13 protein-coding genes are annotated in these 13898 nt (G+C 61.6%); 7 read left to right on the plus strand and 6 right to left on the minus strand.

Going from position 1 to position 13898, the window contains the following annotated elements:
• Positions 1-91 precede the first annotated feature (91 nt).
• Positions 92-1285 carry an HD domain-containing phosphohydrolase gene (locus ACX3M4_RS12145; RefSeq protein ID WP_459358839.1) on the minus strand — a complete coding sequence of 398 codons (1194 nt, stop codon included), beginning with the start codon at positions 1283-1285 and terminating at the stop codon, positions 92-94.
• Between the two features lie 171 nt (positions 1286-1456).
• On the opposite strand from ACX3M4_RS12145, the gene ACX3M4_RS12150 reads away from it, so the two are divergent.
• Both ACX3M4_RS12150 and ACX3M4_RS12155 read left to right on the plus strand, forming a co-directional pair.
• Positions 1457-2740, plus strand: a complete 1284-nt coding sequence (locus ACX3M4_RS12150; RefSeq protein WP_459358840.1) for a BaiN/RdsA family NAD(P)/FAD-dependent oxidoreductase — start codon at positions 1457-1459, stop codon at positions 2738-2740.
• Complete coding sequence (locus ACX3M4_RS12155) at positions 2737-3198, plus strand: YaiI/YqxD family protein (protein ID WP_459358841.1); 462 nt, start codon at positions 2737-2739, stop codon at positions 3196-3198. The genes ACX3M4_RS12150 and ACX3M4_RS12155 overlap by 4 nt, the downstream gene beginning before the upstream one ends.
• Positions 3199-3282: 84 nt before the next feature.
• Here ACX3M4_RS12155 and ACX3M4_RS12160 read toward each other — a convergent pair whose 3' ends face one another.
• Positions 3283-3642 carry a BA14K family protein gene (locus ACX3M4_RS12160; protein ID WP_459358842.1) on the minus strand — a complete coding sequence of 120 codons (360 nt, stop codon included), beginning with the start codon at positions 3640-3642 and terminating at the stop codon, positions 3283-3285.
• Positions 3643-4024: 382 nt separating this feature from the next.
• Between ACX3M4_RS12160 and ACX3M4_RS12165 the strand changes: the two genes are divergently transcribed.
• A complete protein-coding gene (locus ACX3M4_RS12165) occupies positions 4025-4237 on the plus strand; it encodes a cold-shock protein (protein ID WP_459358843.1) in 213 nt (70 codons plus the stop codon).
• 243 nt (positions 4238-4480) lie between these two features.
• On the opposite strand, the gene choV is transcribed toward ACX3M4_RS12165, so the two are convergent.
• From choV to ACX3M4_RS12180, 3 genes are all read right to left on the minus strand, one after another.
• Positions 4481-5524, minus strand: coding sequence for a choline ABC transporter ATP-binding protein (choV, locus tag ACX3M4_RS12170; RefSeq protein ID WP_459358844.1), 1044 nt, complete (start codon positions 5522-5524; stop codon positions 4481-4483).
• Entirely contained in the window at positions 5521-6363 is an 843-nt protein-coding gene (gene choW, locus ACX3M4_RS12175) for a choline ABC transporter permease subunit (protein WP_459358845.1), read from the minus strand. The genes choV and choW overlap by 4 nt, the downstream gene beginning before the upstream one ends.
• A gap of 75 nt (positions 6364-6438) precedes the next feature.
• Positions 6439-7383, minus strand: coding sequence for a choline ABC transporter substrate-binding protein (locus ACX3M4_RS12180; protein WP_459358846.1), 945 nt, complete (start codon positions 7381-7383; stop codon positions 6439-6441).
• Positions 7384-7579: 196 nt separating this feature from the next.
• Between ACX3M4_RS12180 and betI the strand changes: the two genes are divergently transcribed.
• The 4 genes from betI to ACX3M4_RS12200 all read left to right on the plus strand — a co-directional run bounded on the left by betI (position 7580) and on the right by ACX3M4_RS12200 (position 13109).
• Positions 7580-8182, plus strand: a complete 603-nt coding sequence (betI, locus tag ACX3M4_RS12185; RefSeq protein WP_459358847.1) for a transcriptional regulator BetI — start codon at positions 7580-7582, stop codon at positions 8180-8182.
• A gap of 18 nt (positions 8183-8200) precedes the next feature.
• Positions 8201-9859: a choline dehydrogenase gene (betA, locus tag ACX3M4_RS12190; protein WP_459358848.1), complete on the plus strand. Its 1659-nt coding sequence runs from the start codon at positions 8201-8203 to the stop codon at positions 9857-9859.
• 54 nt (positions 9860-9913) lie between these two features.
• The gene (gene betB, locus ACX3M4_RS12195) at positions 9914-11377 is read left to right on the plus strand and encodes a betaine-aldehyde dehydrogenase (RefSeq protein ID WP_459358849.1); all 1464 of its coding nucleotides are present in this window, start codon (positions 9914-9916) and stop codon (positions 11375-11377) included.
• 448 nt (positions 11378-11825) lie between these two features.
• Positions 11826-13109, plus strand: a complete 1284-nt coding sequence (locus tag ACX3M4_RS12200) for an adenylate/guanylate cyclase domain-containing protein (RefSeq protein WP_459358850.1) — start codon at positions 11826-11828, stop codon at positions 13107-13109.
• Positions 13110-13533: 424 nt separating this feature from the next.
• On the opposite strand, the gene ACX3M4_RS12205 is transcribed toward ACX3M4_RS12200, so the two are convergent.
• Positions 13534-13749, minus strand: a complete 216-nt coding sequence (locus tag ACX3M4_RS12205; protein WP_459358851.1) for a hemin uptake protein HemP — start codon at positions 13747-13749, stop codon at positions 13534-13536.
• Positions 13750-13898 lie beyond the last annotated feature (149 nt).

The raw sequence follows: 13898 nt of genomic DNA on the forward strand, positions 1-13898 counted from the left end.
TGGGCGTTGCGCATATGCAAGAGCCTGGCCGTCTGGGCGAAAGTCAGGGTAAGCGGCGAAGCCGCCAAATCCGGAACGAACCACCTCTGACCTAAGCTGTATCCACCACCACCTCTTCCTTCACCAGATGCCGCTCGACACGGATGGGCTGGCGGACGCCGGCGGTCTGGTGGAAGTGTTCCAGCCGGCGGATGGTGGTCGGGGTCAGCATATGGCCACGGGAGAGCACAAGCTCGTGGCTGCTTTCGGTGAGGGCGTCGTCGACCAGGATGTCGCCGGGCCGCAGAGATCGGATGTAACACTGGGCGATGTGCTTCTTGCGTTCTTCCGGGACGTCGTCCATCAGCACTTTCTTGGCAAGTTCCAGGAGCTTCGGATCGTATTTGCGCCAGTTGATCGTGAGCGCCTCGAAGGCGGCAGCATCGGGGCCGGCCTCCGGGCTCGCATACCAGAGATCCGTCAGCAGTTTGAGCATGCGGGCGATCAGCGGGATTTCCGTTCCCGTCGGGCCGTCCTTTGGAAATCCGGACCCGTTGAAGCCGCGGGCGGAGAGGTAGAGATACTCCGATACCTTCTCCAGCTGCGGAATGTTTTTCAAGAGTTCGCGCGTCTGCGCCGGTGCCCGTTCCAGAACGTCCCGTTCCTGCTCGGTCAGGCTGCGGGCGGCGCGGTAGCGGGCGAGGATCTGCTTGGGCAGAAGCGCCTCGCCAAGCGGGGACAGCATCACCGCCATCTCCAGCTCCCAGGTCTTTTTCATGCCGAGATGCTTGGCCAGTTTCAGCGCCTGCTTGCGCACGGCCCCGGTCCGGCGGAAGGCTTCCGGATGGAACAGCGCCAGCATGTCGATCAGCAGCTTGACCGACCCGGCGAGCGTGCGCTCCAGAAGCATCCGGTCCTTGGCGATCTGGCGGTGGTGAGCGAGTGCCGTTTCCATGGCCGCCACCAGATCCGTCGGCTGGCAGGGCTTTTCCAGGTACATGAAGGCATGGCCTTCGTTCAGGGCCTTTTTGATGGATTCGGCCGATTTTTCCCGGGTCAGCATTACGCGCGCGGCCTGAGGCGCAATCGTTTCCGCCGCTCTCAGAAAAGCCGTGCCGCTGCGGCCGGGAAGATTGAAACAGGAGAAGATTACCGCAACCCCATGGTTCTTCTTCAGAAACGACAGAGCGGCTTCGGATTCCGGAAAGCAGACCACATTCATGTGTTTGCCGAACAGGCGCTGAAAACCTGTCTGCACGCTCTCGTCCGGATCGGCGACGACAATCAGGTCCGTGCCGGTCTCCATTCACGGCTCCTTTCCTGCGAAGGAGGTGACGCGAAACTTCGCAAACCTCAACTTCCGGAATAGGATCTCATGAGACTGATAACAAATACTTGCGGAAACAATGCGGATTTGGCGTCGGGACTTATCAATTCGATGGTGGTTTTTGGACGCCGCCATGCCTTATAAGGCCGCATGCAAGACGTTCTTCCAGACATCCACACTGAAAGTCCGCCCGAACTCACCCCCGCGAGTGCATCCGAGGTGTTGATCGCCGGCGCGGGTCCGGCCGGTCTTTATGCCGCCGACCTGCTTGCCGGAAAAGGTCATGCCGTCACGGTGATCGACCAAATGCCTTCGCCAGCGCGCAAGTTTCTGATGGCGGGCCGCGGCGGGCTCAACCTGACCCACAGCGAGGAACTGGGCGCTTTCCTGAAGCGTTACCGTGAGGCGGAAGCGTTTCTGGCACCGCTGATCGCGGACTTCCCGCCGGAGGCTTTGCGCGCCTGGTGTCACGATCTCGGGCAGGAGACCTTTGTCGGCAGCAGTGGCCGGGTGTTTCCGCGCGCCATGAAGGCTTCACCACTGCTGCGCAACTGGCTCAGGCGGCTCGACCGGAACGGCGTCCAGTTTCTGACGCGCCACAGTCTGAGCGGTGTAGCGGCGGATGGCACGATCGAGGTCACGTCGGATGAAGGGGAGAAAAAATCTTTCCATCCGGGCGCCGTCCTGCTGGCCCTTGGCGGTGCCAGCTGGCCGAAACTCGGCTCGGATGCTGCCTGGGTGCCGCTGATCGAAGCCCATGGTGTCCGCATCAACCGGTTCCAGCCTGCCAATTGCGGCTTCGAGGTCTCCTGGAGCGATTATCTGAAACAGCGCTTTGCCGGAATGCCGCTGAAGCGGATCGCTCTCAGCCATGAGGGGGTAACGGTACAGGGCGAGGCGCTGATATCCGAAAAAGGCCTGGAAGGCGGCGCCGTCTATGCGCTTTCCGCCGAATTGCGCGAGAGGATCAATCAAACCGGGAAAGCGGTGCTCGACATCGATCTGCGACCGCAATTTGCACTCGAAGACCTGGCACGCAAGCTCTCCAGGCCGCGCGGTAAACAATCCGCGGCGACTTATCTGAAAAAAGTGCTGCGGTTCAACCCGGTGGAACTTGCCTTGCTGTTTGAAGCGGGCGAGTTGCCCGGCGAACCGCAGGCGCTGGCGGAGCGGATCAAGGCCGTTCCGGTCCAGTTGACTGCCCCCTATTCCATAGACCGGGCGATTTCGTCCGCGGGTGGCATCGCACTTGACGAAGTCGATGCCCGCCTCATGCTGAAGAAACTGCCCGGCGTCTATGCCGCCGGCGAAATGCTGGACTGGGAAGCCCCGACGGGTGGCTATCTGCTGCAGGCCTGTTTTGCCATGGCCCATCGGGCGGCCGGTGGCATAGCCGAACATCTCTCCGGCCAGCATGGAAAGGGACAGGAATGACGGTTCTTTATGTAGATGCCGATGCCTGCCCGGTGAAGGACGAGGCGCTCCGGGTCGGCGAGCGGCACAAGGTGCCGGTCAAGTTCGTCTCCAACAGCTGGATGCGTCTGCCCGAAAGCGATCTGGTGGAGCGGGTGGTGGTGCCGGAAGGTCCGGACGTTGCCGACAACTGGATCGCGGAACGGGCAACGACGGGCGACGTGGTGATCACCGCCGACGTGCCCCTGGCCGCGCGCTGCGTCAAGGCGGGGGCCCTCGTAATCGGCCCGACGGGCAAGCCCTTCCGCGAGGACGGCATCGGCATGCGCCTCGCCATGCGCGATCTCAACACCCATTTGCGTGAAATCGGCGAGATCCGCGAAAGCGGCCCCGGCTTCACAAGGGAAGACCGCTCGCGTTTTCTCAACCAGCTGGAAACCACCATGCGCGCCGCCAAGCGGTTGTCCGGCGGCGTCTGAACAACGAAAAACTCCCTCTCAAGGCGGGGGAGGAACGCCTTGCGAGGGAGTGCCGGAGGCCCGTAAGGGCGATTGCGCCCGGCGTTATTGACAGAAACGGTACTGTCCCGAATAGGACAGGAAATAGCCGGTGTTCGGGTTGAACGAACGGTACTTGCCGCTGCAGTACTGGTACCAGGCCGGGGTCCACGGCGCCGGGCGGTAGATCACCGGTGCCGGAGCCGGATAGTAGGCCGGCGGAGCCGGGTAATAGGCCGGCGGCGGGGCAACATAGCGCGGCTGGGACAGTGCCGAACCGATGATAGCACCGGCTGCGAGGCCACCGGCGATGCCGACGCCTACCTGCCAGCCCTTGGCGGCATGTGCCGGTGTCGTCTGCGTGGCGAGTGTTGCACCGGCAACAACAGCCAGCGCGGTAGCGGTGATTGCGAATTTCTTGAACATGACGGCGTCCTTCCTGTCTCGTGAGGCCCACATGTCCGCCTCAGTTCATGAGACGACACTACCCTGCCCCCCGGTCAGGCTCTGTGACTGGTGTCACATGCTGTCACTTTGCCATTGCACCAGCATTTGGCTTGTTTGTGGCCAGGGTTTGGCGCGGCCGAAAATCTAGGTACTTGCCGGAACCAGCGCCGCGGCCTACATTACCGGCCATCGGCACGGATCGTGCTGTACGGGACTCACGAAAGACCCGGTTAGACTGACTTCGGCGGGGCTCCATCAAGCACCGCTCTGAAATGACAAGCTTTCCGTTTCTTGTTGACTTCTCGTTTATCCGCGCCGGCCGGAAACGGGCGTCGCATCCAACCAACGGAAAGGTTCTTCCATGCGCGAGAACGGCACCATCAAATTCTTCAACCACGACCGCGGTTTCGGCTTCATCACGCCGGAAAACGGCTCCAAGGACGTCTTCGTCCACATCACCGCGTTTGAAGCAGCCGGCATCGGAACGCCGGTGGAAGGCGCAAAGATCTCCTTCGTCGCCGAAGACGACCGCCGCGGCCGCGGCAAGCAGGCCGCTCAGCTCGAGCTGCTCTAAGATTTCGCTCTGCCCGCCGGCTGACGGCGCGCGGCAGTAGCAGACGTGAAAACGGGGCCATTCGGCCCCGTTTTTTTATTTCTGCCAAAACCAAAAACCTCATCCTGAGGAGGACCGCAGGTCCGTCTCGAAGGATGGGCGGCAAATTCCGGTGCAAGCGGCCTATCCTTCGAGACGCCGCTCACGCGGCTCCTCAGGATGAGGTCAGAGCATAATAGCTGCATGCGGCAACAGCCAGCTCGACTACACCATGCAGTCCAGCAGTTCCTTTTCGCCGATGACGCCGACAATGGCGCCGTCGCTCTGGACGACGATCGGGTCCTTGCTCGACTTCTTCAACGTTGCGACTTCGCGGATGGAGCTCGCGGCGTCGCAAGTCACGGCACCGGCGAGCGAGCCCGGCAAGCTGCCCGGCGGCACCATGATGTCGCGGGCCCGGAGCACGTTGAGCGGGTTCATGTGGCTGACGAACTCGGCCACGTAGTCCGTTGCCGGTGTCTTGACGATCTCCTGCGAGGTGCCGAGCTGGATCACCCGTCCGCCTTCCATGATCGCGATGCGCGAGCCGATCTTTGCGGCCTCGTCCAGATCGTGGCTGACGAAGATGATGGTCCGGTTCAACTCCTTCTGCAGGTCGAGCAACTCGTCCTGCAGTTTGTCGCGGATGAGTGGATCGAGGGCCGAGAAAGGCTCGTCCATCAGAAGGATCGGCGCGTCGGTGGCAAAGGCCCGGGCAAGGCCCACACGCTGCTGCATGCCGCCTGAGAGCTCGTGCACGTATTTCTCGCCCCAGCCGGTGAGACCGACCAGCTTGAGCTGTGCCTCCACCTTGGCGGCCCTTTCCTTGACCGGCATGCCCGCCAGCTCCAGACCGAAGCCGACATTGTCGGCAACGGTACGCCAGGGAAGCAGGCCGAATTGCTGGAACACCATGCCGATCCGGTGGCGGCGCAGCTCCCTCAGATCGTTTTCCGAACAGGTTTCCGGATTGACGTAGCGGTTGCCGTCATGAACCTGGACCTCGCCCCGGATGACCGGGTTGAGACCGTTGACTGCACGCAGCAGCGTCGATTTGCCGGAGCCGGAAAGGCCCATCAGCACGATGACCTCGCCTTCATGGATGTCGAAGGTCGCCCCGGCGACGCCGAGGATCTGGCCGGTTTCGGCCTGGATCTCCTGACGCGTCTTGCCCGCGTCGATCAGCGGCAGCGCCGATTGCGGCTTTTCGCCGAAGACGATGTCGACATCCTTGAAGGAAACGACCGGTGATGTCTGTTGCTCGCTCATCGCTTGCTCCCTTCACTGACGTGGAAGAACCGGTCGAGTACGATGGCGATCAGCACGATGCAGATGCCGACCTCGAAGCCCTTGGCGATATTGACCGTGTTCAGTGCCCGGACGATTTCGCGGCCGAGGCCCGGGGCACCGACCATGCCGGCGATGACGACCATCGACAGCGACAACATGATGGTTTGGGTCAGACCCGCCATGATCTGCGGCAGCGCAAAAGGCAGTTCGATCTTCCACAGGAGCTGCCGCTTGGTTGCGCCGAAAGCCTGCCCCGCTTCGATGAGTGCTGTCGGCGTCGAGGAGACACCCAGCTGGGTCAACCGGATCGGTGCCGGAAGAGCAAAGATTACCGTTGCGATCAGACCCGGGACCATGCCGAGGCCAAAAAGAACCATGGCCGGGATCAGGTAAACGAAGGTCGGGATCGTCTGCATCATGTCGAGAACGGGGCGCAGAAACGCATAGAAGCGCGGCCTGTGGGCGGCCATGACGCCGATCGGAACCCCCATCACCATGCAGACCGCGGCGGAGGCCACGACAAGCGCAAGGGTTTCAGTCGTCTGTTCCCAGTATCCCTGGTTGATGATGAGCAGCAGCGAGACGGCAACAAAAAGCACGAAGGTGATCTTGCGATGCACCACATACCCGAGTGCCGCGGCGGCGACGACGATGATCAGGGGGTGAGGCGCCTGCAGGATCCAGAGAATTCCACCGATCAGCTTTTCAAGGAACAGCGAGATCCCGTCGAATACCCAGTCGACGTTGTTCGTCAGCCAGTCGAAGGCGTCCTCGATCCAAGGTCCGATGGGCAATTTAAATTTGGTCAGCCACTCCAAGCTGGCGCCCCCTCTTCATGTTATCCCGACACGAAGACGCCGGCACGAATGCCGGCGTCCTTTCAGCTGCTGCGATCAGAGGCCGAGCGCACTTTTGACGGCTGCGAAGCTGTCGCCGCCATCAATGGTCTTCACGCCAACGAGCCAGTTTTCGAATGTTGCCGGGTGTTCCTTCAGCCAGGCGGCAGCCGCCTTGTTCGGGTCTTCCCCGTCGATCAGGATAGCACCCATGATTTCGTTTTCCATGGGCAGGGAGAATTCCAGGTTCTCCAGCAGCTTGCCAACGTTCGGGCAGTCCTTGACATAGCCTGCACGCACGTTGGTGTAGACCGTCGCACCGCCATAGTTGGGGCCGAAGACGTCATCACCGCCTTCGAGATAGGCCATGTCGAAGTTGGCGTTCATCGGATGCGGTTCCCAGCCGAGGAAGACAATGTCCTTGTCCCGCTTGGTCGCACGGGCAACCTGAGACAGCATGCCCTGCTCGGAGGATTCCACGACTTCAAAGCCGGACAGCTCGAACTGGTTCTGGTCGATCATGTCGATGATCAGGCGGTTGCCATCGTTGCCAGGCTCGATGCCGTAGATCTTGCCGTCGAGATCGTCCTTGAACTTGGCGATGTCGGCGAAAGATTTCAGGCCCTTGTCATAGGTCTTCTTCGGCACGGCAAGGGTGTATTTCGCACCTTCCAGGTTGGCGCGGACAGTCTCTACGGAACCGTCTTCGCGGTACGGCGCGATGTCACCTTCCATGGTCGGCATCCAGTTGCCGAGGAAGATATCAATATCCTTGTTCTTCAGGGACACGTAGGTCACCGGCACGGAGAGGATCTTCACATCCGGCTCGTAACCGAGCGCTTCCAGAACGACCGAGGTGGCCGCAGTGGTTGCCGTGATGTCGGTCCAGCCCACATCGGAGAAGCGGACGGCCTTGCAGCTTTCCGGGTCGTTGGCCAGGGCCGTACCTGTAAGCAGAAGCCCAAGCGCCAGGCCTCCAGCGAGTTTCGCTGCTACTTTCATATGCATACCTCCTATGGAAAATTTTCTTTTCTTGTTTTTTGCAGGGCGTGTGGTGACGGTCTGGTTTTAGTGCCCTCCGTTTCCTCCTTCCACAGCCTGCCCAAACTCGATCCAAACATCCACGAGAAAAATTTGCAAGTTTTCATTGATTGATTGATCAATTAAAAATAAGACCGAAGGAGTGCAGGAGGTCGAGATGCCCAAGGTCGGTATGGAAGAAGAGCGGCGGCGCAGCCTTATCGATGCGACGGTGGATGCCATCCACGAGCGCGGCTACAGCGACGTGACCATGGCCCAGATCGCCAAGCGCGCCGGTGTTTCCGGCGGCCTGGTGCATCACTATTTCGGCTCCAAGGACCAGCTTCTTGCGGCCACCATGCGCCATCTCCTGACCGAGCTCGGCCGGGCGATCCGCGACGGCCTTGCCAAGGCGGAAACCCCGCGGGAACGCATCAGCGCCATCATTGCCGGCAACTTTGCCGTCGACCAGTTCCAGCCGGCCGTGATTGCCGCCTGGCTGGCCTTCTATGTCCAGTCGCGCACCACCGACAGCAACAATCGCCTGCTGGCGATCTATGCGGCACGGCTTGCCTCCAACCTCACCCATAACCTCAGGTCCTTCATGCCGCAGGACGAGGCGCGCCGCATCGCCGAAGGCACCGCCTCAATGATCGACGGCGTCTGGATCCGCCAGGCGCTGCGCAGCGGCAACACCGACCGGCACGCGGCCATCGCGATGGTCGAGGATTATGTGGAAACCCAGATTGCCGTGCATCTGGCACGCAAGTCCCAGAGCTGACCTACGGCGGAGACCCTCATGAGTGACCAGTTCGATTTCATCATCGTCGGCGCCGGCTCCGCCGGTTGCGCGATGGCCTACCGGCTCTCCGAAGACCCGCGCAACCGGGTCCTGGTGCTGGAATTCGGCGGCACCGATGTCGGCCCGCTGATCCAGATGCCGGCCGCCCTCTCCTACCCGATGAACATGCCGCTCTACGACTGGGGCTATTCCAGCGAGCCTGAGCCGCATCTCGGAGGCCGCCGGCTGGCGACACCGCGCGGCAAGGTCATCGGCGGGTCGTCCTCCATCAACGGCATGGTCTATGTGCGGGGCCACGCCTGCGACTTCGACACCTGGGAAGAGATGGGTGCCAGCGGCTGGGGCTACCGGCATGTTCTGCCCTATTACAAACGCCAGGAACACAGCCATGGCGGCCAGGAAGGCTGGCGTGGCAACAGCGGCCCGCTGCATGTGCAACGCGGCACCAAGTGGAACCCATTGTTCGACGCCTTCAAGAGCGCGGGTGAACAGGCCGGCTACGGTGTCACCGAAGACTATAACGGGGAGCGCCAGGAAGGCTTCGGCGACATGGAGATGACGGTCCACCGGGGCCGCCGCTGGTCCGCTGCCAATGCCTATCTTCGTCCGGCGCTGAAGCGTGGCAACATCACCCTGATCAAGGGCGCGCTGGTGCGCCGCATCCTGATCGAGGACAAGCGCGCGGTCGGCGTCGAATTCGAGACCGGTGGCGAGATTCGCGAGGCAAGGGCTGCCCGCGAAGTCGTACTTGCCGCCTCCTCCATCAATTCCCCGAAGATCCTGCTGCAGTCCGGCATCGGCCCGGCATCCGATCTCTCGGCCCTCGGTATCGATGTCGTCGCCGACCGGCCGGGCGTCGGCGCCAACCTGCAGGATCACCTGGAACTCTACCTGCAGCAGGCCTGCACCCAGCCGATCACGCTCTACAAGCACTGGAACCTCGTCTCCAAGGCGCTGATCGGCGCGCAATGGCTGTTCCTGAAGCAAGGGCTCGGTGCCTCGAACCAGTTCGAGAGCTGCGCCTTCATCCGCTCCAGGGCGGGCGTCAAATATCCCGATATCCAGTATCACTTCCTTCCCTTTGCGGTGCGCTACGACGGTCAGGCAGCGGCCGAAGGCCACGGTTTCCAGGCTCATGTCGGTCCGATGCGGTCCAAGTCGCGGGGCCGGATCAAGCTGACGTCCAGCGACCCGCGCGCAAAACCCTCGATCCTCTTCAACTACATGTCACATGAGGACGACTGGGAGGATTTCCGTACCTGCATCCGCCTGACCCGCGAGATCTTCAGCCAGGAGGCCTTCTCGCCCTATCGCGGCAAGGAGATCCAGCCGGGCGACAAGGTCCAGAGCGACGAGGAATTGAACGGCTTCATCCGCGAGCACGTGGAGAGCGCCTATCACCCCTGCGGTACCTGCCGCATGGGGGCCAAGGATGATCCCATGGCCGTCGTCGATCCGGAATGCCGGGTCATCGGCGTCGAAGGCCTGCGGGTTGCCGACAGTTCCATCTTCCCGCAAATCACCAATGGCAATCTGAATGCCCCCTCGATTATGGTCGGGGAAAAGGCCTCGGATCATATTCTCGGCAAGACACCGCTGCCCGCGTCCAACCAGGAACCCTGGATCCACCCGAATTGGGAAGCCAGCCAGCGATAAGCTGGCGGTTGCAGACAGATACCGGGCAGAGACGAAAGTTACAGGAGCCAAAACATGCGCGCCCAACCGCAAGCGTCCCACTATGTCGGCGGCTCATATCTGGAGAGCCAGAACGGAACGCCTTTCGATTCCCTTTATCCGGCGACCGGCGAAGTCATCGCCCGGATCCACACGGCCGACGATGCCGTGATCGACGCCGCGATCCGCTCGGCTCAGGAAGGCCAGAAGATCTGGGCCGCGACACCTGCAGCCGAACGCGGCCGGGTGCTGCGCCGCACGGCGGAGATCCTGCGCGAGAAGAACCGCGAGCTTTCGATCCTGGAAACGCTGGATACAGGCAAGCCGCTGCAGGAGACCCTGATTGCCGACGCGGCCTCGGGAGCGGACTGCCTGGAATATTTCGGCGGCCTGGCGGCGACCTTGACCGGAGAGCACATCAATCTCGGCGGCTCCTTCGCGTTTACAAAACGCGAGCCGCTCGGCATCTGCTTCGGCATCGGCGCCTGGAACTACCCGATCCAGATCGCCTGCTGGAAATCGGCGCCCGCGCTTGTCTGCGGCAATGCCATGATCTTCAAGCCATCCGAGGTGACCCCACTCAGCGCCCTGAAGCTGGCAGAGGCCTTCACCGAGGCAGGCTTGCCGGCGGGCGTTTTCAACGTCCTGCAGGGTTTCGGCGATGTCGGCGCCAAGATGGTCGCTCATCCGGCGATTGCGAAAGTCTCTCTGACCGGCTCCGTGCCGACGGGCGCGAAGGTGGCGGCTCTTGCGGGCGAGCACCTGAAGAAGACCACGCTGGAGCTCGGCGGCAAGTCACCCCTGATCGTCTTTGAGGATGCGGATATCGAGAACGCGGTCTCCGCTGCCATCAACGCCAATTTCTATTCCACCGGCCAGATCTGTTCCAACGGCACCCGCGTCTTCGTGCATGCGGCGATCAAGGAAGCCTTTGTCACGCGTCTGGCGGAGCGGACCGGCAACGCCGTCCTCGGTGATCCACTGGACGAGGCGACAAACATCGGCCCGCTCGTCTCCCGGCAGCAGTTCGACAAGGTCATGCATTACATGCAGCTCGGTGAGCGCGAGGGGGCGCGGCTCGTCTGCGGCGGCAATGCGGCCACTGTCGACAGCTTCCCTGATGGTTACTTCGTCCAGCCGACCGTCTTTGCCGACGTCACCGACGACATGCGCATTGCCCGCGAGGAGATCTTCGGCCCTGTCATGAGCGTGCTCGACTTTGAAGGCGAAGACGAAGTGATCGCGCGGGCCAACGACACCGAGTTCGGCCTCGCCGCCGGTGTCTTTACCAAGGACATCCAGCGCGCCCACCGGGTAATCGACCAGCTCCAGGCTGGCACCTGCTGGATCAACGCCTATAACCTGACCCCGATCGAGATGCCCTTCGGCGGCTACAAGAAATCCGGCATCGGCCGCGAGAACGGCCACGCCGCGATCGAATATTACAGCCAGATCAAGAGCGTCTACGTGGAAATGGGCGGCGTCGAGGCCGCGTTCTAGTGGTTCGATTCTGACATTTGCATCCCCCTGCTGCTAGTGCTGGAGCAAATGTCAGAATCATAAGAACCACTAGATAAATATATGATTCTAGTGGAGCTTTTGAATTTGACATTTGAGCATCAGCCTAGCCGCGAGCGGGACTCAAATGTCAAATTCGCTCCACTAGATCGCTGCCCGAGGCTCGATTTCCGGAGTTGGTGGCCGATCCTTCGAGACAGCGCTATCGCGCTTCCTCAGGATGAGGTTGGTGTTTGCTGCACCCTCAAGCAGCGTTTCAATCTCTAACACCCTCATCCTGAGGAGCCTGGCAAAGCCAGGCGTCTCGAAGGATGGGCCCCTTGCTCCCGCAAGCCTTTCAATCCGCTTTCCTTCCCCTCCCGGACCTTTTGCGATTGAACTTTGTCCCTCGCCGCCCGAGATATAGCCGAGACAAAGGTCCGGAGCCCCGATGAACAAAGCCGTGCTTGATCCCGCCCCGCGCACATACGCGCCCCATGTCTACTTGCTGGCCCGTTCCGACCGGGGACCGGCCTGCGCGCCGGCCTCGCTGACGTTTGACGAGCTGCATGCCTGGCTGCTGCATGAGGCGACGCGGATCGACAACGTGATGCTCATGTTCGAGGAGTTCATGTGGCGCTGCAAGGCGGCAGGCCTCGCCATCGACCGGGCGACACTGCATATCGGCACGCTGCATCCGCGCGTCATCGGCTTTTCCTGGGTCTGGAACAGCCAGGACTGTTTCTGCGACGAAGTGGCGGCGGACGCCAATGCGCCCAAGACCGAAGCGTTTACCCGCAACCCGCTTTTCCACGTCATCAACGAGGGCCAGACCATCAAGGTTGACCTGGAAAGCGAGGAAGGCGCCAATTCCGCACCGCTGATGCGAGAGCTCGCCGACCAGGGTTACACCACCTATGTCGCCCTTCCGCTCAGTTCCTCACACGAAAAGAGCAATGCGATGACGCTGGCCTCATGCCGGCCAGGCGGGTTTCCGCCGATCGAAAAGGACAAGATCCGCAGCCTGATCGACCTGCTGGCTCTTCATATCGAGCGCCACATCGTGCAGCGCATCGCCCGCAACGTCGCCGACACCTATCTGGGCCCCATTGCCGGCCAGCGGGTGCTGGACGGCTTGATCAAGCGCGGTGATGGCGAGGCGATCAAGGCGGTGGTGTTCATGTCCGACATGCGCGGCTTTACCCAGCTTGCCGACCGTCTCTCCGGTCCGGAAGTGACCGCAATTCTCAACGCCTATTTCGACCGGATTTCAGACGCGGTCCTCAGCCATGGCGGCGACATCCTGAAATTCATGGGCGATGGCGTCCTGGCCGTCTTCGATCAGAAGGCACTCGGCGAGACCGATGCCGCCAACGCTGCAGTAAAGGCCGCGCGGGCGGCGCTGAAGGCCATCGACGACCTCAATCTCGATCCGCCGGAAGGCCTGCCGGATCCGGCCCACTGGCACCCCCTGAAGATCGGCATCGGTCTTCACCGGGGAGAAGTGTTTTTCGGCAATGTGGGCGGCGAGGAGCGGCTCGACTTCACGGTGATCGGCCGGGCCGTCAACGAGACCAGCCGGGTGGAAAGCCTGTGCAAGCCGCTCGGCCGGGAACTCCTCCTGACCGAACCCGTGCGCGAGGCCCTCTCAGGCGAGTTGCAGACCGGCCTCAACGCCATGGGTGAACACGCCCTGCGCGGTGTCGGCAAGCCGGTGGCGATATTCGCGGCGTAAGAGGCTGACCGGTCGATCTCCAGATGTCCTGCCGGCCGCAGCGCAGCGGAAAGCCGGGACTCCATTTCCAATAATGGCGATTGGATTACGCAGAATGCCGAAGGCAGGGCCTGTCCCCTTCCTCTTTGTGGGGAGGACAATCGAGTTTGGAAGAGGCCTGCAGAAAACACTGGCGTCACCCCGGGCGAGCATCGCGAGACCCGGGGCCCACTCGCTTCCAGAGAGCTGGAGTGCTGGCGACTTCTTCATGAAATCTTGCACGTTTCGGCAAGTGGAACTGCGAGTAGGCCCCGGATCTGCGCTTCGCTTGTCCGCGGAGACACTGGTGAGGAGATTTGTCAAACGCACCGAATAAGGAAATATTCCAAATGCGATTGCCCGCCCTTGTGGGGAAGGGGATCGGCCTCACTCTGCGGCAAGACCCTCACTTCGTCAGGATCAGCTTGCCTTGCTTGGTGATCGACAGGCGGTAGGTTTCGTCGTTGTGGCGGATCTGGATCTGGCGCTGGCCGTGGAACAGTTCGCGGGTGTCGAACTCCGATTTTTCTTCGCGCGGCGGTTTGGCCGCAAACGCCTGGCGGGCGCGGCCGATGGATCCCAGGGAAAGGCGATTCTTCTGGCTGTTGGCGGTCGGTGTCATGGCGCGAAATCGGTCCTTGGCCTTTGAATGCCCTCTAAAACCGTATTTTTCTCAGCCGGTTAGAGGGGTGTTGGGACATCGGGTTCGAAAGATGAGTTTCAAACTCAACTTTATACTTGACACTCATACTCAAGTTTTCCTATCAAGGC

Source organism: Roseibium sp. M-1, from assembly GCF_054515675.1.

Coding starts and splice junctions, on each gene's coding strand:
- betI (WP_459358847.1), top strand. CDS start 7,580: ATGCCCAAGGTCGGTATGGAAGAAGAGCGGCGGCGCAGCCTTATCGAT.
- ACX3M4_RS12150 (WP_459358840.1), top strand. CDS start 1,457: ATGCAAGACGTTCTTCCAGACATCCACACTGAAAGTCCGCCCGAACTC.
- ACX3M4_RS12180 (WP_459358846.1), bottom strand. CDS start 7,383: ATGAAAGTAGCAGCGAAACTCGCTGGAGGCCTGGCGCTTGGGCTTCTG.
- ACX3M4_RS12145 (WP_459358839.1), bottom strand. CDS start 1,285: ATGGAGACCGGCACGGACCTGATTGTCGTCGCCGATCCGGACGAGAGC.
- ACX3M4_RS12200 (WP_459358850.1), top strand. CDS start 11,826: ATGAACAAAGCCGTGCTTGATCCCGCCCCGCGCACATACGCGCCCCAT.
- choV (WP_459358844.1), bottom strand. CDS start 5,524: ATGAGCGAGCAACAGACATCACCGGTCGTTTCCTTCAAGGATGTCGAC.
- ACX3M4_RS12155 (WP_459358841.1), top strand. CDS start 2,737: ATGACGGTTCTTTATGTAGATGCCGATGCCTGCCCGGTGAAGGACGAG.
- ACX3M4_RS12165 (WP_459358843.1), top strand. CDS start 4,025: ATGCGCGAGAACGGCACCATCAAATTCTTCAACCACGACCGCGGTTTC.
- betB (WP_459358849.1), top strand. CDS start 9,914: ATGCGCGCCCAACCGCAAGCGTCCCACTATGTCGGCGGCTCATATCTG.
- ACX3M4_RS12205 (WP_459358851.1), bottom strand. CDS start 13,749: ATGACACCGACCGCCAACAGCCAGAAGAATCGCCTTTCCCTGGGATCC.
- ACX3M4_RS12160 (WP_459358842.1), bottom strand. CDS start 3,642: ATGTTCAAGAAATTCGCAATCACCGCTACCGCGCTGGCTGTTGTTGCC.
- betA (WP_459358848.1), top strand. CDS start 8,201: ATGAGTGACCAGTTCGATTTCATCATCGTCGGCGCCGGCTCCGCCGGT.